Annotated in this window: 13 protein-coding genes; 6 read left to right on the top strand and 7 right to left on the bottom strand. The window is 62.3% G+C overall.

The genetic code is table 11. From position 1 onward, the window contains the following. Positions 1-91: 91 nt before the first annotated feature. Both G8E10_RS06985 and G8E10_RS06980 read right to left on the bottom strand, forming a co-directional pair. Positions 92-235: a DUF1127 domain-containing protein gene (locus tag G8E10_RS06985; RefSeq protein WP_082475727.1), complete on the bottom strand. Its 144-nt coding sequence runs from the start codon at positions 233-235 to the stop codon at positions 92-94. Positions 236-437: 202 nt separating this feature from the next. Then, the gene (locus G8E10_RS06980; RefSeq protein ID WP_110802506.1) at positions 438-1,352 is read right to left on the bottom strand and encodes an AraC family transcriptional regulator; all 915 of its coding nucleotides are present in this window, start codon (positions 1,350-1,352) and stop codon (positions 438-440) included. Between the two features lie 188 nt (positions 1,353-1,540). Between G8E10_RS06980 and melA (G8E10_RS06975) the strand changes: the two genes are divergently transcribed. The 6 genes from melA (G8E10_RS06975) (at position 1,541) to melA (G8E10_RS06950) (ending at position 10,588) form a co-directional block, all read left to right on the top strand. After that, positions 1,541-3,007 carry an alpha-glucosidase/alpha-galactosidase gene (melA, locus tag G8E10_RS06975; RefSeq protein ID WP_110802508.1) on the top strand — a complete coding sequence of 489 codons (1,467 nt, stop codon included), beginning with the start codon at positions 1,541-1,543 and terminating at the stop codon, positions 3,005-3,007. Positions 3,008-3,122: 115 nt separating this feature from the next. Beyond that, positions 3,123-5,210 (top strand): ABC transporter substrate-binding protein, encoded by a 2,088-nt coding sequence (locus G8E10_RS06970; RefSeq protein WP_132664978.1) that lies wholly within the window; start codon positions 3,123-3,125, stop codon positions 5,208-5,210. Between the two features lie 139 nt (positions 5,211-5,349). Further along, entirely contained in the window at positions 5,350-6,363 is a 1,014-nt protein-coding gene (locus tag G8E10_RS06965) for an ABC transporter permease (protein WP_132714785.1), read from the top strand. Further along, on the top strand, positions 6,360-7,517 hold the full coding sequence (locus tag G8E10_RS06960) for an ABC transporter permease (protein ID WP_110802511.1): 1,158 nt from the start codon (positions 6,360-6,362) through the stop codon (positions 7,515-7,517). The genes G8E10_RS06965 and G8E10_RS06960 overlap by 4 nt, the downstream gene beginning before the upstream one ends. A gap of 13 nt (positions 7,518-7,530) precedes the next feature. Beyond that, positions 7,531-9,201, top strand: a complete 1,671-nt coding sequence (locus tag G8E10_RS06955) for an ABC transporter ATP-binding protein (protein ID WP_110802513.1) — start codon at positions 7,531-7,533, stop codon at positions 9,199-9,201. Positions 9,202-9,217: 16 nt separating this feature from the next. Next, entirely contained in the window at positions 9,218-10,588 is a 1,371-nt protein-coding gene (gene melA / locus G8E10_RS06950; protein ID WP_110802515.1) for an alpha-glucosidase/alpha-galactosidase, read from the top strand. A 196-nt stretch (positions 10,589-10,784) separates the two neighbouring features. Here the strand turns inward: melA (G8E10_RS06950) and G8E10_RS06945 are convergent, their stop codons facing one another. From G8E10_RS06945 to G8E10_RS06925, 5 genes are all read right to left on the bottom strand, one after another. Next, a complete protein-coding gene (locus tag G8E10_RS06945; protein WP_110802517.1) occupies positions 10,785-11,867 on the bottom strand; it encodes an ABC transporter ATP-binding protein in 1,083 nt (360 codons plus the stop codon). An 8-nt stretch (positions 11,868-11,875) separates the two neighbouring features. Continuing rightward, positions 11,876-14,122 carry a glycoside hydrolase family 2 protein gene (locus G8E10_RS06940; protein WP_110802559.1) on the bottom strand — a complete coding sequence of 749 codons (2,247 nt, stop codon included), beginning with the start codon at positions 14,120-14,122 and terminating at the stop codon, positions 11,876-11,878. Positions 14,123-14,132: 10 nt separating this feature from the next. Next, a complete protein-coding gene (locus tag G8E10_RS06935) occupies positions 14,133-14,966 on the bottom strand; it encodes a carbohydrate ABC transporter permease (RefSeq protein ID WP_110802518.1) in 834 nt (277 codons plus the stop codon). Continuing rightward, entirely contained in the window at positions 14,963-15,874 is a 912-nt protein-coding gene (locus tag G8E10_RS06930) for a carbohydrate ABC transporter permease (RefSeq protein ID WP_110802520.1), read from the bottom strand. The genes G8E10_RS06935 and G8E10_RS06930 overlap by 4 nt, the downstream gene beginning before the upstream one ends. A gap of 121 nt (positions 15,875-15,995) precedes the next feature. Continuing rightward, positions 15,996-17,264 carry an ABC transporter substrate-binding protein gene (locus G8E10_RS06925; protein ID WP_110802521.1) on the bottom strand — a complete coding sequence of 423 codons (1,269 nt, stop codon included), beginning with the start codon at positions 17,262-17,264 and terminating at the stop codon, positions 15,996-15,998. Between the last annotated feature and the right edge of the window lie 57 nt (positions 17,265-17,321).

The raw sequence follows: 17,321 nt of genomic DNA, 5'->3' as shown, positions 1-17,321 counted from the left end.
TGCCCAAAACGCAAAACGCCCGCGGCAATCGCGGGCGTGAAGCAAGATGATCCGTGCAGCTTCCACTTAAGCGGAAACCCCAGTCCCGGACTTAGCGGATGGCAGCGCGGGCGACGCTGGTGATCTCGGAGCGGGAGATGCCGAGGTCGTTGAGTTCGCGCGTCGACATGCGGCCGAGTTCGGTCACCGTCTGACGATACTTGCGCCAGTTATTGAAGGAGCGTGCTACGTTCATGATGATCCCCTTTCCAAGGTCTCCAGCGTTGGCGAAACCCTTGTTTCGTCTCTTTCGCTGTGTTGAGACCTTTATACGCGTGCACCGCAACATCGACCAGCGCGAAAGCCTCAGGTGACGTATGCAAGAGCCGCATGCCTCGGATTTGCAGAGGTTAGGAAATCTGTAAGACTTATATGATCTCGGCGTTCGCCCTGATGGGTCAGGCGCCCTCCTCCGACACGCCCCGCGGCTCGACAACGCTTGCATACATGCCTGTCGTGCGAAATTCCGTCGGGCTTGCACCGAAATGCCGGCGGAAGACCTTGGCGAAGTAATTGGGCTCCTCGAAGCCCGACATCAGCGAGATCTCTTTGACCGAAAGGTTGGCAGCTTGCGTCAACAGCTTGGCAGCGCGTTGCAGCCGCTTGCGCATCACGAATTCTGCCGGCGGCATGCCCTCTGTGGCGCTGAAGACGCGGGAGAAATGCGCGCGGCTGAGCCCGGATACGCGCGCGAGCTCCTCCACCGGCAGCGGCTTCTCCAGATTGTCGGCGATATGGTTCAGGACATGCTGCATCGTGCGATATTCCTGCCCGAACACCGGATGCGCCCCGAAGACATCGTCGTAAAGCGCCATCGCCGCCTCATAGGCGATGGCCGAGGCCCGTCCTGGCATTTCCCCGCCGTCATGGATCAGCCGGTAGCTGCAATCGGCAAGGTGCTCGATCGTTTCCGGCTGGAGCAACAGGATAGGTCCGTTGGCGGAGAGAATGGCCTGGTGCAGGCGCATCGCCTCCTCGCCATTCATGGAAATCCAGAAGAACTCCCACCGCCCGCCGGGTTCCAGCCAATAGCGATGATTGTCCGGCACGGTGACCAGCAGGGTTTCGCCGGGTATCACGCGGTAGGCGCGCCCGTCATAACGCAGGTTGCCGGCGCCGGAGATCGTGTGTTGCAAAACCGTGAACGGCGTCTGTCCGCGCTTGCGCCCGTCCCAGTCGTAGTTGGGTTTTTCGCGGATCTCGTAACCGGTGCTCGTCGGCATGGTGTGCAGCCGATGCCGACCGCGTGGCAGGGAAACGGTCCTCATGCAAGGCCCGCTGGCCATCAATCTTTGCAGCATAGAATTACCCATGAAAGCACAATCCCTCTCTATCACGCTTCGATATTATACGCATAATGCCGCCCAAGGGAGCAATACCGGGAGAGTACAGAGCGCCAAATGACAGCCGAACGGGAAGCCTGAATGGCTTCACGCCTGGCCTGCACCGCGCGATTTTACCCGGCTGAACGACAAGACCCATTCGGAGGATAGAGACCGCCATGAGCAGCTTCAAGATCGCCATCATCGGCGCAGGCAGCGTCGGCTTCACAAAGAAGCTTTTCACGGACATCCTGTCCGTACCGGAATTCGCCGAGATCGAGGTCGCACTGACCGACATCAGCGAGCAGAACCTCTCGATGATCAAGACGATCCTCGACCGCATCGTCGAAGCCAACCGCCTGCCAACCAAGGTGACAGCAACGACGGATCGCCGAAAGGCCATCGAAGGTGCGCGCTATGTGATCAGCTGCGTCCGCGTCGGCGGTCTCGGCGCTTATGCGGACGATATCCGCATTCCCCTGAAATACGGCGTCGATCAGTGCGTCGGCGACACGATCTGCGCCGGCGGCATTCTCTACGGCCAGCGCAACATTCCCGTCATTCTCGACTTCTGCAAGGACATCCGCGAGCTTGCCGAACCCGGCGCGAAGTTCCTGAACTATGCCAACCCCATGGCCATGAACACCTGGGCTGCGATCGAATACGGCAAGGTGGACACGATCGGCCTCTGCCACGGCGTCCAGCATGGCGGCGAGCAGATCGCCGAAATCCTCGGTGCCGAGGACGGCGAACTTGACTTCATCTGCTCGGGCATCAACCACCAGACCTGGTTCACGGATATTCGCCTGAAGGGCCGCAAGATCGGCAAGGACGAGCTGGTCGCCGCCTTCGAAGCGCATCCCGTGTTCTCGCAGCAGGAAAAGCTGCGCATCGACGTCCTCAAGCGCTTCGGCGTCTACTCCACAGAGAGCAACGGTCATCTGTCCGAGTACCTGCCATGGTATCGCAAGCGGCCGGAGGAAATCACCCGCTGGATCGACATGTCCGACTGGATCCACGGCGAGACCGGCGGCTATCTGCGCTACTCCACGGAAACGCGCAACTGGTTCGAAACCGAATTTCCGCAGTTTCTGGAAAGCGCCGGCAAGCCGCTCGATCCGGCCAAGCGTTCCAACGAACATGCCAGCCATATTCTTGAGGCGCTGGAAACGGGCCGTGTCTATCGTGGGCACTTCAACGTCAAGAACAATGGCGTCATCACCAATCTTCCGGCCGATGCCATCATCGAGTCGCCCGGCTTCGTCGATCGCTTCGGCATCAACATGGTCGCCGGCATCACGCTGCCGGAAGCCTGCGCGGCAACCTGCATAGCCTCGATCAACGTGCAGCGCATGTCCGTCCATGCCGCCATATCCGGCGATATCGATCTCCTGAAGCTTGCCGTGCTGCACGACCCGCTGGTCGGCGCGATCTGCACGCCGGACGAGGTCTGGCAGATGGTGGACGAGATGGTCGTCGCCCAGGCCGAATGGCTGCCGCAATATGCGCACGCCGTTCCGGAAGCCCGCGAACGCCTGAAGCATGCTACGGTGAAGACCCGCGACTGGAAGGGCGTCGCCCGCCGCGAAGTCCGCTCCATCGAGGAGTTGAGGGCCGAGAAGGCCGAACTGCGGGCTGCGAGCTAACAACGGCTTGACCATGAGACGGCCCGCTTCTGGAGGAGAGGCGGACCGGCTTGTTCCGGAGGAGTGCCGCAGCCGGGGAAACCGGACCGGCAGAGATTGAGGGAGAGACAGGACCATGACATCGAACCGCCATTTGAGGGCCGTCGCCGCGCTGATGCTCGGCGTATCCGCCTTCGCAATGACCGCCTCGGCCTCCGAGCCGACCGTCGCGCCGGAAGCGCCGCCCTTTCCGGGGCAAGGCAAGATCACCTATGTGCCGCGCGACTCGATTCTCGAGTTCAAGGCGCTGCCGAAATACAGCGAGCCGGACTGGGTGACGGAAAAGTTCGTCGCGACCGGCAAGCTTCCGCCGGTCGAACAGCGCCTGCCGAAGGAGCCGCTGGTCTACAAGACCGGCAATATGCCGGACGGCATCGGCGTCTATGGCGATACCCTGCGCCATGTCATCGGCGGACGGCCGGAAGGCTGGAACTATTCGGCGGGCCAGACACAGGGCTGGGGCGGCATCGACATCGCCATGTCGGAGTGCCTGACGCGCACCGCACCGCTGTTTCAGGTCGAAGCGACCGACGTCGAGCCGCTGCCGAACCTCGCGCGAAGCTGGGAGTGGTCGCAGGACGGCCACAAGCTGACCATGCATCTCGTCGAAGGCGCGAAATGGTCCGACGGCGTCGAGTTCACCTCCGACGACGTCATGTTCTACTGGAACGACAATGTGGTCGATCCCAATGTAACGCCGCTCAACGGCGCTTCGCCTGAGACGTTCGGCGAAGGCACGACACTGAAAGCCATCGATGCCTACACGGTCGAGTGGACCTTCAAGGAAGCCTTCCCTCGCCAGCACCTTTTCGCCATGGCCTATGGCACCTTCTGCCCGGGCCCGGCGCATATCCTGAAAACCAAGCATCCGAAGTACAACAAGGACTTCACCTACGACCAGTACAAGAACGGCTTCCCCGCCCAGTACATGAACATCCCGGTCATGGGTGCCTGGGTCCCCGTCTCCTACAGGCCGGACGACATGATCGTGCTGCGTCGCAATCCCTATTACTGGAAGGTTGACGAAGCCGGCCACCAGCTGCCTTACGTCAACGAGCTGCATTACAAGCTCTCGACTTGGGCCGACCGCGACGTGCAGGCGATTGCCGGCTCCGGCGATTTCTCGAACCTCGAGCAGCCGGAAAATTTTGTCGAGAGCCTGAAGCGTGCGGCACAGGAAAGTGCCCCTGCCCGTCTCGCCTTCGGCGCGCGCCTTATCGGCTATAACCTGCACATGAACTTCTCGGCCAATGGCTGGGGCGACCCGGACGAGCGGACCAAGGCCGTGCGCGAGCTCAACCGCAATCCCGATTTCCGCAAGGCGATCACCATGGCGGTCGATCGCAAGAAGATCGGCGACAGCCTCGTGAAGGGGCCATTCACCTCGATTTATCCCGGCGGCATCTCGTCCGGCACCAGCTTCTACGACCGACAGTCGACCGTCTACTATCCCTTCGATCTGGAGGGCGCCAAGGCGCTCCTGGAGAAAATCGGTCTGAAGGACACGGAAGGCAACGGCTTCGTCAACTTCCCCGCGGGCACCGCGGGCGGTGATGACGTGCAGATCGTGCTTCTCTCGACCTCCGACTACGGTACGGATCGCAATCTGGCTGAAGGCATAATCGGGCAGATGGAGCAGCTGGGCATCAAGGTCACGCTCAACTCGCTCGACGGCGTCAAACGCGATGCGGCGCGCGATGCCGGCCGGTTCGACTGGACGCTGATGCGCCATACCTCGGAGATCTCCTCCGTGGTCCAGAACACGCCGCAGCTGGCCCCGGTCGGCCCGCGCACCAGCTGGCATCACCGTGCCGGACCGGACGGAACGGTTGATCTGATGCCGTTCGAAAAGGAAATGGTCGCGGCCGTCAACAGCTTCATCGCGTCCAATGACAATGCCGAACGGCAGGACCTGATGAAGAAGTATCAGAAGATCGCGACCGAGAACGTCGATACGGTCGGCCTGACGGAGTATCCGGGGGCGCTTATCATCAACAAGCGCTTCTCCAACATTCCCCCGGGCGCACCGATCTACATGTTCAACTGGGCTGAAGATACGATCCTGCGCGAACGCGTCTTCGTCAGCGCCGACAAGCAGGGCGATTACGAACTGTTCAAGCAGCAGCTTCCCGGCAAGCCCGGAGATCCCGGCCCGATCAACTGATCGTGGTCCGGTCCGATCAACTGATCGGAGCACGGCCCTTTGACATCACCGCCGCCGGGCGTTCCGGCGGCAGAGAAAAATGACCGCACGGGCGCATGGCAGCGTCGCGTCCGGCGGCCCGTTCCCCAAAGGATACGACATGCTCAGGTTTTTGCTTGTGCGGATCGCCTCCGCGCTGCCGGTGCTCTTTGTCCTGAGCGTCGTCACCTTCACCATCATCCAGGCGCCACCCGGCGACTATAGCGATTATATCCGCTCGCAGGCGATCAACCAGGGCGGCGCGTCCTTCGAGGAAGCCGACGCCCAAGCGCAGGCCTACAAGATCGCAAACGGCCTCGATAAGCCGCTGCCCCTCCAATACGTCAACTGGATCACGGGCATCGTCACGCGCGGCGATTTCGGCCACAGCCTGTTCTACAACAAGCCGGTCTCGGAAGTGGTCGGCGAACGCCTGCCCCGGACCTTGGCGCTGGCACTCGTCTGCCACATCCTTGCCTCCGTCATCGGCATCACCTTCGGTATCCTCGCGGCCACGCGACAATATACTTGGGTGGATACGCTGCTTTCGGGCATCTCGTTCCTCGGCATGACGGTGCCGCGATTCCTGATGGCGCTGATTATCGTCTACATCATGGTGTTCCACTTCAATGTCAGCGAGATCGGCTCGTTCCAGTCGGCCCGCTACGGCGGCGCCCCCTGGTCCTGGGGCAAGTTCGTGGACCTCCTGAAACACGTCTGGCCGGTCATCGCCATCGCCACCTTCGGCGGCCTCGCCTACAATATGCGGGTCATGCGCGGCAATCTGCTCGACACGCTGAACGCGCAATATGTCGAAACCGCCCGCGCCAAGGGTCTCTCCGAGCGCAAGGTCATCATGCGCCATGCGGTGCCCAATGCGCTGCATCCGCTGGTCATGTACCAAGGCGTCGTCCTCCCCTACATGCTGACCGGTGAGATCGAGACGGCCATCATCTTCGCCCTGCCGACCGTCGGCCCCGCCATCGTCGGCTCCATGGCCGTGGGCGATGTCTATGTCACCGCCACCTTCATGCTGGTGCTCTCGGCCACCCTCATCGTCGGCAACATCATCGCCGATCTGCTGCTCGCAGCCCTCGACCCCCGCGTCCGCCAGATGGGAGGGGCCACCGCATGAGCTTCGAAACCCAGGCCACACTGCCGATCGCGACATCCGAGGCGGAGCAGCACGAGGCCGCACCCCAGACGGGCGAGCGCCACCGCAACGAGAGCTACATGTCGCTCGTCTGGCGGCGGCTGAGGAAATCCTGGACCGGCATGCTCGGCCTGATCCTTGTCTGCCTGCTTCTCTTCTCGGCTGTTTTTGCGGATTTCCTGTCGCCGGTCGATCCCAAAGCGACGAATGTGGGCTTCTCGCCGCCGCAACTGCCGAGCTTCACCGACAAGGACGGCAACTTCGTCTTCCCTCCACGGGTTTACCCGGTGCGGGAAACGGACGAACTCGATCCGGTTACGTTCCAGCCGATCATCGGCCCGGATTACGACAACCCGCAGATCATCGGGCTCTTCGTCAAGGGCGCGCCCTATCGGCTGCTCGGCCTCATTCCGCTCGATCGCCACCTGATCGGCACGCAGGACGGTTCGCCGATCCATTTCCTCGGAACCGACAAGTTCGGGCGGGATGTCCTCTCCCGCATGCTCTACGGCTCGCGGATCTCGTTATCGATTGCCCTGACCGTGGTGTTCATCGTTACCGTCGTCGGCACCACGGTCGGCATGGTCTCGGGGTATTTCGGCGGCCGCTTCGATGCCTGGATGCAGCGTTTCGTGGAGCTCGTTCTCGCCTTTCCGCAGCTGCCGCTCTACCTCGCACTGACCTCGCTGATCCCGGTCACGGCGCCTACGCATGTGTTCCTCGTCTTCGTGGTCGGTGTCATGTCGGCGCTCGGCTGGGCGCAGATGTCGCGGGAGGTGCGCGGCAAGACGCTGGCGCTCGCCCGGATCGACTATGTCCGTGCCGCCATCGCGGTCGGCGCCAGCGACCGGCGCATCATCCTCCAGCACATCTTCCCCAATGTCATGAGCCACGTGATCGTCGCGGTGACGCTGGCCATTCCGAGCGTGGTGCTCCTTGAATCCTTCCTCGGGTTCCTCGGCTTCGCGGTCAAGCCGCCGCTGATCTCCTGGGGGCTGATGCTGCAGGACACCTCGACCTATTCCGTCATCGGGTCCTATCCCTGGATTCTGTCGCCCGTCGGCATCGTGCTGATCACCGTCTTCGCGTTCAACGCACTCGGCGATGGCTTGCGCGATGCCATCGACCCCTATTGAGAGGAGCGAGACCATGACGACATCAGACATCTCCGTCACGGCCCCAGATGAGCGCTGCGACCTTGCACAGCACACGGACGCGCCGATCATCGATGCCCGCAACGTTGCGGTCGATTTCAAGGTGGAGCACGGCATGGTCAGCGCCGTGAAGGACGTGTCCTTCCAGCTCTACCGCGGCGAGACGATCGCCATCGTCGGGGAGAGCGGGTCCGGCAAGTCCGTGACCGCCCGTACCATCATGGGGCTGCTCTCAAAGCGCGCCGTGACAAGCCCCCGCTCCACCATCGCCTACAAGGGCGAGGACGTGCTGAAATTCTCGGAAAACCGCCGGCGGAAGCTGCGCGGCGACCGGATCTCCATGATCTTTCAGGAGCCGATGAGTTCGCTCAATCCGGTCTATACGATCGGCGCGCAGATCGCCGAAGCCATCCTCGTCCACCGCCGCATGAGCCGGAAGGCGGCCATGGCGGAAGCGCTCGACCTCCTGCGCCACGTCCAGATCCCCGAGCCGGAGGCGCGGCTCAACCAGTATCCGCACCAGCTTTCAGGCGGCCAGCGCCAGCGCGTCATGATTGCCATGGCCCTTTCCAACAAGCCGGACGTGCTAATCGCCGACGAGCCGACGACGGCGCTCGACGTGACGGTGCAGGCGCAGATCCTCAATCTCATCCGCTCCCTGCAGCGAGAAATGAATATGGCCGTGATCCTGATCACCCACGACCTCACCGTCGTGCGGCAGTTCTCGGACTACGTCTATGTCATGAGCACCGGCCAGGTGCGCGAGCACAACACCACCGAGGCGCTGTTTGCCAATCCGCGCCATCCTTATACCGCAAAGCTCCTCGCGTCCGAGCCGCGCGGCACGGTGAAGCCTATCTCCGAAAAGGCGCCCGTGATCCTCGAAGGCCGCAATGTTCGCGTTGCCTTCACGCTGAAATCGGGCGGTTTCTTCAAACCGGTCTTCAGCGAGCTTCTCGCCGTCAACGATTTGAGCCTCACGCTGAGGCGCGGCGAGACTCTGGGCATCGTCGGCGAAAGCGGCTCCGGCAAGACGACCTTCGGGCAGGCGCTCATCCGGCTGCTGAACCCCGGCAGCGGCGAGATCACGTTCGACGGCGAGGCGATCCAGTCCTACGGCCGGACCGAGATGCGCCCGCTGCGCGCCCGCATGCAGATCGTCTTCCAAGACCCGTTCTCCTCGCTCAACCCGCGCATGTCGGTCGGCCAGATCATCGAGGAGGGCCTGATCGTCAACAAGCTCGGCGCGACGCGCGACGAGCGGCTGGGACGGATCTACGACGCGCTTGCCAGCGCCGGTATGCCGGGCAACATCCTCGGGCGGTTTCCGCACGAGTTCTCCGGCGGCCAGCGCCAGCGCATCGCGATTGCCCGTGCCATCGCTCTCGAGCCGGAATTCATTCTTCTCGACGAGCCGACCTCGGCGCTCGATCTTTCGGTCCAGGCCCAGATCATCGACCTGCTGCGCAAGCTGCAGGAAGAGCGGGGCCTCTCCTACCTCTTCATCTCCCACGATCTGAAGGTGGTGCGCGCGCTCTGCCACCGGGTCGCGGTGATGCAGCGAGGAAAGATCGTCGAGGAAGGCCCCGTCGCCGAGGTCCTGTCCAACCCCAAGACCGAATACACCGAACGGCTCGTCCGAGCCGCCTTCAACGTTGCAGCCTGAGCAGAAAGAGGCCCCCATGACCAGACAACCCAAAATCACCTTCATCGGAGCGGGATCGACGACGTTCATGAAGAACATCATCGGCGACATCCTCCAGCGCCCGGCTCTCTCCGGTGCCAAGATCGCACTGATGGACATCAATGCCGAACGCTTGGCGGAAAGCGAAGTCATCGTCCGCAAGCTGATCTCGTCCCTTGGCGCGAAAGCCACCATCGAGATGCATTCCAGCCAGAAGCGCGCACTCGATGGTGCCAACTTCGTCGTCGTCGCCTTTCAGATTGGCGGCTTCGAGCCCTGCACGGTCACCGACTTCGAAGTGCCGAAGAAATACGGCCTGCGCCAGACGATTGCCGATACGCTCGGCGTCGGTGGCATCATGCGGGGCTTACGCACCGTGCCGCATCTCTGGTCGATCTGCGAGGATATGATGCAGGTCTGCCCAGAGGCGATCCTGCTGCAATATGTCAACCCGATGGCCATCAACACCTGGGCGATCGCGGAGAAGTATCCGAAGATCAAGCAGGTCGGTCTCTGCCACTCCGTGCAGGGCACCGCGATGGAACTCGCCGAGGATCTGGATATCCCCTACGAGGAAATCCGCTACAAGTCGGCCGGCATCAACCACATGGCCTTCTACCTGAAGTTCGAGCACCGCCAGCCCGACGGTTCCTATAAGGATCTCTACCCGGATCTCCTGCGCGGCTATCGCGAAGGCCGTGCGCCGAAGGCGACCTGGAACCCGCGCTGCCCGAACAAGGTGCGCTACGAAATGCTGACGCGTCTCGGCTACTTCGTCACCGAAAGCTCGGAGCACTTTGCCGAATACACGCCCTACTTCATCAAGGAAGGCCGCGAGGACCTGATCGAAAAGTTCGGCATTCCGCTCGACGAATATCCCAAGCGCTGCGTCGAGCAGATCGAACGCTGGAAGGGTCAGGCCGCAGCCTACATCTCCGCCGACAAGATCGAAGTGAAGCAATCCAAGGAATACGCGTCCTCGATCGTCAATTCGGTCTGGACCGGCGAGCCCTCGGTCATCTACGGCAACCAGCGCAACAATGGCTGCATCACCTCGCTGCCCGACAATTGCGCCGCCGAAGTGCCGTGCCTGGTTGATGAAAACGGCATCCAGCCGACCTTCGTCGGCGCCCTGCCGCCGCAGCTGACCGCCCTGATGCGCACCAACATCAACGTGCAGGAACTCACGGTTCAGGCCCTGATGACGGAGAACCGCGAACACCTCTACCATGCCGCAATGATGGACCCTCACACGGCGGCCGAGCTCGATCTCGACCAGATCTGGTCTCTCGTGGACGATCTGCTGATCGCGCATGACGAGTGGATCCCGCAATGGGCGCGCATCGAAAAGAAGGTTCGCGCCGCCTGACCGGACAGAGATAGCGCGCGACCTCCCTCCCGGGTCGAGACGACACCGTCCCCGCCGCGCTGACGGACCGGATGGCACCCCTGGCCATCCGGTCCGTTGAATCATAGAGAGGTCGCTGAAAACCGCCTCGTGCCCAAAGAAAAGCGCTGGAACCCCGCGAGAGGTCCGGCGCTTCAACATTCGACGTCCGTGATCGCTAGCGGATACGCTTCCCATCTTCCGCAAACAGCAAGGCTCGCGTCGGGTCGAAGCCCGCCTTCAGCACATGGCCGGCCGACAGGCTGCGGCCGTTGCGGGTGGTGACGACGATGGTTTCGCCGGAGGTCGAGCGGCCATAGGCGAAGGTCTCGCCGCCCAGATGCTCGAACATGTCGATGGTGATCGACAGGCTATCTTCGCCCGCATCGGTGAAATGCTCCGGGCGAATGCCGAGGCGGATCGGCGTGCCGGCCGAGGGCACCGGACCCTGCAGGGGCACTGCAATCTCCTTATCGGCGAAGCCGTCGAGCGTGACGAGGGCGGTGGTGCCGCTGGCGCCGATCACCCGCCCGGCAAAGACGTTCATGCGCGGTGAGCCGATGAAGCCGGCGACGAAGAGGTTTGCGGGATCGTCATAGAGATCGAGCGGCGCGCCGACCTGCTCCACGATGCCAGCGCGCAAGACCACGATCTTGTCGGCGAGCGTCATCGCCTCCACCTGATCGTGCGTGACGTAGACGATGGTGGCGTTCAGTTCCTTGTGCAGCCGGGCGATCTCGACGCGCATGTGGACACGAAGCTCCGCATCGAGGTTCGACAACGGCTCGTCGAAGAGGAACACGTCCGGCTCGCGCACGATGGCACGGCCAATGGCGACGCGTTGCCGCTGCCCGCCGGACAACGCCTTCGGCTTGCGGTCCATCAGCGGCCCGAGCTCGAGGATCTTTGCGGCCGCATCGACCCGGCGCGCGATCTCCGCCTTGTCCTGCCCGGCAAAGCGCAGTGCAAAGCCCATGTTCTCACGCACGGTCATATGCGGATAAAGTGCGTAAGACTGGAAGACCATGGCGATCCCACGCTTGGAGGGATCGACGTCGTTCATCACCTGCCCGCCGATTTCCAGCGTGCCGGAGGTGATATCCTCCAGCCCGGCGATCATGCGTAGCAGCGTGGACTTGCCGCAGCCGGACGGGCCGACGAAGACGACGAACTCGCCCGATTTGATGTCGAGATCGACACCCTTGATGACGTCGAGCACGCCGAACGTCTTGCGGATGTCCTTGAGGGTGACGTCGGCCATTCCGGCTCCTATGCGCTGACGGTGAAGGTGACGGTCTGGGCTGCGAACAGGCCGCACTCCGCCGATAGCGTGATCGTTCCGGCGGTGTCGCCAGCCTCCAGCCAGAAGCCGGTCACCCCGCCCTTGAAGCTCTGCAGCGACGGGCCGATGATGCGGCCGGGACCGTCCACGGCGAAGCGGACTGGCTCTTCATAATAGGGCAGGATATTGCCGCCCTGATCGAGCACGCGGACGATGACGCGGACGGCGTCCTTCTCGCCGGCCCGCAGTTGCGTGTCATCCGGCGCGATCTGCAGCGTCGTCGGCAGCGGATCGGCCGGCAGAACCACGGTCTTCACCGCCTTGCCACCCACATAACCGGTGATCACGCCGTCACGCCAGATCCGGCCCCAGGTGCCGAACTCCGAAGGCGTGACATTGCGCATGTCGAGAATGACGGGCGGATGCGCGAGGTGCGGATAAGTTTCCCGGTCCGGCTCGATGCGCTTCGGTTCGAAGTCGCCGAATTTGATCTCCAGGTAGTCGCAGTTCGTCAGGATGATCAGCGGCAGGACGCCGCCGATGTTACGCTCGCCGCGCGCCCAGTATGTCACCGGCTGCAGCACGACGCCGCCTTCCGGATCGCCCTGAGACGAATAGGCATAGGCCGCGAGTTTCGGCTCGCGGAACGTGTCGAGCACGCCGTGATAGCAGACGCGGTCGCCCGAGCCGAAATCCTTGTGCGTGTTGTAGTCGAACATGCACCAGCCGGTGGAGCCGGAGATATCGTCGCGACCGGCGACCGCGTCGAGGATCAACAGATGCCGCGTCACATGCTCGGCCTGCCGCTGCTCCTGATCGAAGCGTTTGGTCGGGTACATGTGGCCGTTATATTCGGTGATCATGTAGGGGATCGGCTTTGTGATCCCCGTCGTCTCCACCCGGTCGCGCAGCACCACGCGACCGCGATTGTTGCCGGGCGTCTCCTCCAGGCCCAAGATGAAGTCGTTCATGGTGTAAACGTCTTCGAGCAGCTCGGAATTGGTGATGAAGCGCACGCCGCCGGTCTGGCGGGTGGTGTCGAGTTCACGCGCCAGACGGTTCGTCTCGGCGTAGAAGTCGTGGTCGTCCTGGCTCTCGTTGATGCGCACGCCCCAGATGATGATGGAGGGGTGGTTCCAGTCGCGCTCGATCATGCGGCGGACGTTCTCGATCGATTCCGTCTTCCAGGCCTCGTCGCCGATATGCTGCCAGCCTGGGATCTCCTCGAACACGAGAAGGCCGATATCGTCGCAGCGCTCGATGAAGCTCTTCGCCTGCGGATAATGCGAGGTGCGCACGATGTTGCAGCGCAGGTCGAATTTCAGGATATCCGCATCCTTCTCCTGCGCCCGCCGTCCCATCGCATAGCCGGAATAAGGCCAGGCCTGGTGCCGGTTGAGCCCGCGCAGCTTGAGCGGCTTGCCGTTGAGCAGGAAGCCGTCCGCCGTGAATTCGGCGGTCCGGAAGCCGAATCTGCTCGACAGGGCATCCGTGCCGGATGCGGTCTCCAGCTCCGCCGTCAGCGTGTAGAGCACGGGATTGTCGATATCCCAGAGGGCGAGACCGGTGAGGCCGTCGATCGTGAGCGTCGTGCTGTCGCCTGCGACATCCGCCGTGACCGTGCCGACCACAGTGCCCGCCTTGTCGGCGATCGAGACGCGGAGCGTGCCCGTCGTCGGCAGGGTCTGCGGGTTGGCGAGGTCGACGCGAACCGTGACCGTGCTCGCCGACAACGCCTCGGGCGTTTCGATTTTCATGTTGCGGATCGAGACCGGGCTTGCGACCTTCAGCCAGACATCGCGATAGATGCCGGCATAGCAGAGATAGTCGATCATGCCGCCGAAGGGCGGGATCTCGGGGTTCTCGGACCCGTCGATCTTGACGGTGACGATGTTGTCGCCCGGCTTCAGCCCGGCGGTCAGCCGCGCTTCGAAGGGTGTGTAACCGTCGCGGTGGAAGGCGATTTTCTCGCCGTTCAGATAGACCTCGCTGTCGGCCATGGCACCGTCGAAAACGAGCGAAACCTCACGGCCTTCGAAGCCGGCCTCCCAGGCGATCACCTTCTGGTAGGTGAAGGCCTTCTGATAGCTGGTTTCGTCGAAGTAGTTGTAGGGCAGCTCCACGGCGGTGTGCGGCAGGCGCACGGTTTCCCCATTCAGCGGCTGTCCGGCTTTCGCAGCGTCGAAGCCTTCGCTGAAGGTCCAGTTGCCGTTGAAGCTTTCATACTTACGCATTGTCGACATCCTATTTCACAGAACCGAGCATGCCGGCCACGAACTGGCGCTGCATGACGAAGAAGACGAGAAGGGTTGGAAGTGTGGCGAGGATCGTGCCGATCATGACCACGCCGAAGTCGGGGTAATAGGCGGAGGCCAGCGACGAGACGACGAGGGTGATCGTCTTCGTGTCGTTCGACTGGAGAACGATCAGCGGCCAGAGATAGTTGTTCCAGTTCATCATGAAGACGATGACGAAGGCGGCGGCATAGGTGGAGCGCATCACGGGAACGTAGATGTAGAGAAAGATATGCCACTCCTTCAGCCCGTCCACCTTGGCAGCGTCCCGAAGTTCCGTCGGAAAGGCCTTCGTTGCCTGGCGGAAGTAGAAGATGATGAAGGCGGAAGCGACTGTCGGGAGCAGGATGGCGATGTGCGTGTTGATGAGCCCCGCCTTGCCCATCATCATGAACAGGGGGATCATGAGCGCTGCAAACGGCACCATCAGCGTCAGCAGCACCAGCGAATAGATGCGATCGCGCATCTTGGAGCGGAACATCTCGAAGCCGTAGCCGGCAAGCGACGACACGGCGATGGTCAACAGCGTCGCGAGGATCGCCACCTTGGCCGAGTTCCAGAACACCAGGGGCACATCGACCTGCGCGAAGAAATTCGCGACATTGGTGGAAAAGGCGCTACCGAACGTCGCCTTGCCCTTGATGATGTCGATCGACGTGTTGGTCGAGGAGATCATCATCCAGATGAAGGGAAAGACCGAAACGAAGGCGGCGACCGAGAGGGCGACATACGTGGCGGCGCGCGGCAGGGCACGGCTTGCCCGGGAAGCGGAGACGGCGGTCATGAACGCTCCCTAGCGGCGTAGAATTGCAGGAAGGACAGCACCGCTACCATGACGACGATCACGTAGGAGATCGTGGCGGCGTAGCCGAAGCTCGGCATGTAGCGGAAGGTGAGATTGTAGATGTAGAGCGACAGCGTGATCGTCGCATCCGCCGGCCCGCCCTTGCCCTCGGTCAGATTATAGACCTCATCGAACAGCTGGATCGTGCCGATGGTGGAAATGATGGTGGTGAACAGGATCACCGGCTTCAGCATGGGGATGGTGAGGTGAACGAAGCGCGCCCAGGCCGGCACACCGTCGATGCGGGCGGCCTCGTAGATCGAGCGGTCGATGTTCTGCAGGGCGGCGAGGTAGAAGATCATGTTGTAGCCGGTCCACCGCCAGGTGATGGCGAGGATGACGAGGACTTTCGCCCAGAAGGGCTCGGTCAGCCAGCCGATCGGCGAGCCGATGATGCCGACCGCAAGAAGCGCCTGATTGATGACGCCGTCGATCGAGAACATGCTCTTGAACAGGATGGAATAGGCGACCAGCGAGGCGACGCAGGGCAGGAAGATGGCGGTGCGGAAGACGCCGGCGAACTTCAGGCGGTCCGTGTTCAGCAGCGAGGCGAGCATCAGCGCGAGCACGATCATGATCGGCACCTGCACGACGAAGAAGATCGTCGTGTTGGTCAGCGCCTTTAGAAACACCGGATCGCCGCTCAGCCGCGTGATGTTCCCGAAGCCCGCGAATTTCATCATCATGCCCCTGCCCGAGAAGAACGAGAGGTAGAGCGAGCGGAAGATGGGGTAGATGAGGAACAGGCCGATCAGGCCGATGGCGGGCGCGATGAACAGCCAGCCGTTGACGTCGTAATATCGCTTCAGCCCGCTTGTTCGGGCGCCACCTGTTTTCGCGTGAGCCATGTTTCCGCCGGGACCTGTTGGATGAAGAATGCGCTTCAGCCCCGGCCTACTGGGCCTGGGGATAAGCCGGTGCCGCGCCCGGAGGGAGGCGCGACACCGCAGCGCGGCTGGGAGGAACCGCTTACTGAATCTGGCCTTCGGCCTGCGACTGAATTTCCTTCAGCACCGTGGGAATGTCGGCGCCTTGGGCCAGCGACGGCAGATGCGCCGTCACGGCGGTGTCGACCTCGTTGGTGAAGATGCCGTAATTGACCGGCGGCACCTTGGAGAGCCAGTCGGCGAAATTTTGCCACACCTTTTCGCCGCCGAAGAACGGATCGGCCAGCATGTAGGCATCGCCTGTGCGGGCGGCTGTCAGCGAGCCCACGGCGCCACGCGTCGTCAGGATGTCCTGATAGAACGAGATATCCTTGGCATAGACCTCGTTGAGGAAGTCGATGGCTTCCTTCTTCTCGGACGAGCTTTCGACCACGTACCAGCTGGAGCCGCCGAGGTTGGAAGCATGCGTCGCCCCCTCGATACCGAGGCTCGGCAGAGGCGCGACGCCCCACTTGCCGGACTGGTCGGCCTGGGCTTTGATCGTTCCGGTAATCCAGACGCCGGTCGTGACCGTTGCGACATCGCCGGACGTGAAGGTGCCGACCCAGTCCGTCCAGCCAGCGGCCGGCTTGTGGATGTTGGCCTTGAGGATCTTCTGCTGCGTTTCCAGCGCCGCCTTCAGCGCCGTGTTGTTCTCGATACTCAGATTGCCTTCGGCATCGAAATACCACTGGCCCGCCGACTGCATGAGGATGCGGGTGAAGCCGGCATCGGTGATATCGAGACCAAGCATCTTCTTGCCGGTCTTCTCCTCGACGACCTTGCCGATCTCGATGAAGCGATCCCAGGTGATGTCCTGCATGTCGGCGGGCTTGAAGCCGGCCTGTTCCAGATAATCCTTGCGGTAGTAGAGGCCCGTCACGCCGCTGTCGAACGGCATACCGTAGACCTTGTCGTCCACCGTCATCAGCTTGACCTTGTAGGGCGCGAAGCCGGAATAATCGACCGTATCGGACATGGGCGCGAAAGCACCGGGGAAGGACTGTAGGTATTTCTGCGCGCCGTAGTCCTCGATCAGGACGATATCGGGAAGCGCATCCGTGGTGCCGGATGTCAGCGCCGTCTGCAGCTTCTGCTCGACATCGGCCTTGGCGAAGTCGACGATGTTGAAGGTGGTTTCCGGGTGTTTCGCGGTATAGAGCTCACCCGCTTCCTTCATGATCGCGACGTTGAAATTGGGGTCCCAGCACCACACGGTGATCTCGCCGGCAAAGGCCGCGGTGGTGGCGAAGAAGCTCGTGCCCGCCAGAGCAACGGCTGCGAAGGTCTTGGAAATACGCTGAAAATGCATGGTCTTCCTCCCTGAAGTCCCGATGGCTGAGACAGCTCCACCTGTCTTGGGAGAGAG

The sequence above is a fragment of the Ferranicluibacter rubi genome, from assembly GCF_011603255.1.
In the GTDB taxonomy this organism is placed as follows: domain Bacteria; phylum Pseudomonadota; class Alphaproteobacteria; order Rhizobiales; family Rhizobiaceae; genus Ferranicluibacter; species Ferranicluibacter rubi.
Note: the sequence above shows the minus strand (reverse complement) of the source record. Positions and strands in the feature narration are given on the sequence as shown.

Bases quoted from the DNA above. Each gene is read 5' to 3' on its own strand.
- G8E10_RS06985 (WP_082475727.1), bottom strand. From the start codon at position 235: ATGAACGTAGCACGCTCCTTCAATAACTGGCGCAAGTATCGTCAGACG.
- G8E10_RS06980 (WP_110802506.1), bottom strand. From the start codon at position 1,352: ATGGGTAATTCTATGCTGCAAAGATTGATGGCCAGCGGGCCTTGCATG.
- melA (WP_110802508.1), top strand. From the start codon at position 1,541: ATGAGCAGCTTCAAGATCGCCATCATCGGCGCAGGCAGCGTCGGCTTC.
- G8E10_RS06970 (WP_132664978.1), top strand. From the start codon at position 3,123: ATGACATCGAACCGCCATTTGAGGGCCGTCGCCGCGCTGATGCTCGGC.
- G8E10_RS06965 (WP_132714785.1), top strand. From the start codon at position 5,350: ATGCTCAGGTTTTTGCTTGTGCGGATCGCCTCCGCGCTGCCGGTGCTC.
- G8E10_RS06960 (WP_110802511.1), top strand. From the start codon at position 6,360: ATGAGCTTCGAAACCCAGGCCACACTGCCGATCGCGACATCCGAGGCG.
- G8E10_RS06955 (WP_110802513.1), top strand. From the start codon at position 7,531: ATGACGACATCAGACATCTCCGTCACGGCCCCAGATGAGCGCTGCGAC.
- melA (WP_110802515.1), top strand. From the start codon at position 9,218: ATGACCAGACAACCCAAAATCACCTTCATCGGAGCGGGATCGACGACG.
- G8E10_RS06945 (WP_110802517.1), bottom strand. From the start codon at position 11,867: ATGGCCGACGTCACCCTCAAGGACATCCGCAAGACGTTCGGCGTGCTC.
- G8E10_RS06940 (WP_110802559.1), bottom strand. From the start codon at position 14,122: ATGCGTAAGTATGAAAGCTTCAACGGCAACTGGACCTTCAGCGAAGGC.
- G8E10_RS06935 (WP_110802518.1), bottom strand. From the start codon at position 14,966: ATGACCGCCGTCTCCGCTTCCCGGGCAAGCCGTGCCCTGCCGCGCGCC.
- G8E10_RS06930 (WP_110802520.1), bottom strand. From the start codon at position 15,874: ATGGCTCACGCGAAAACAGGTGGCGCCCGAACAAGCGGGCTGAAGCGA.
- G8E10_RS06925 (WP_110802521.1), bottom strand. From the start codon at position 17,264: ATGCATTTTCAGCGTATTTCCAAGACCTTCGCAGCCGTTGCTCTGGCG.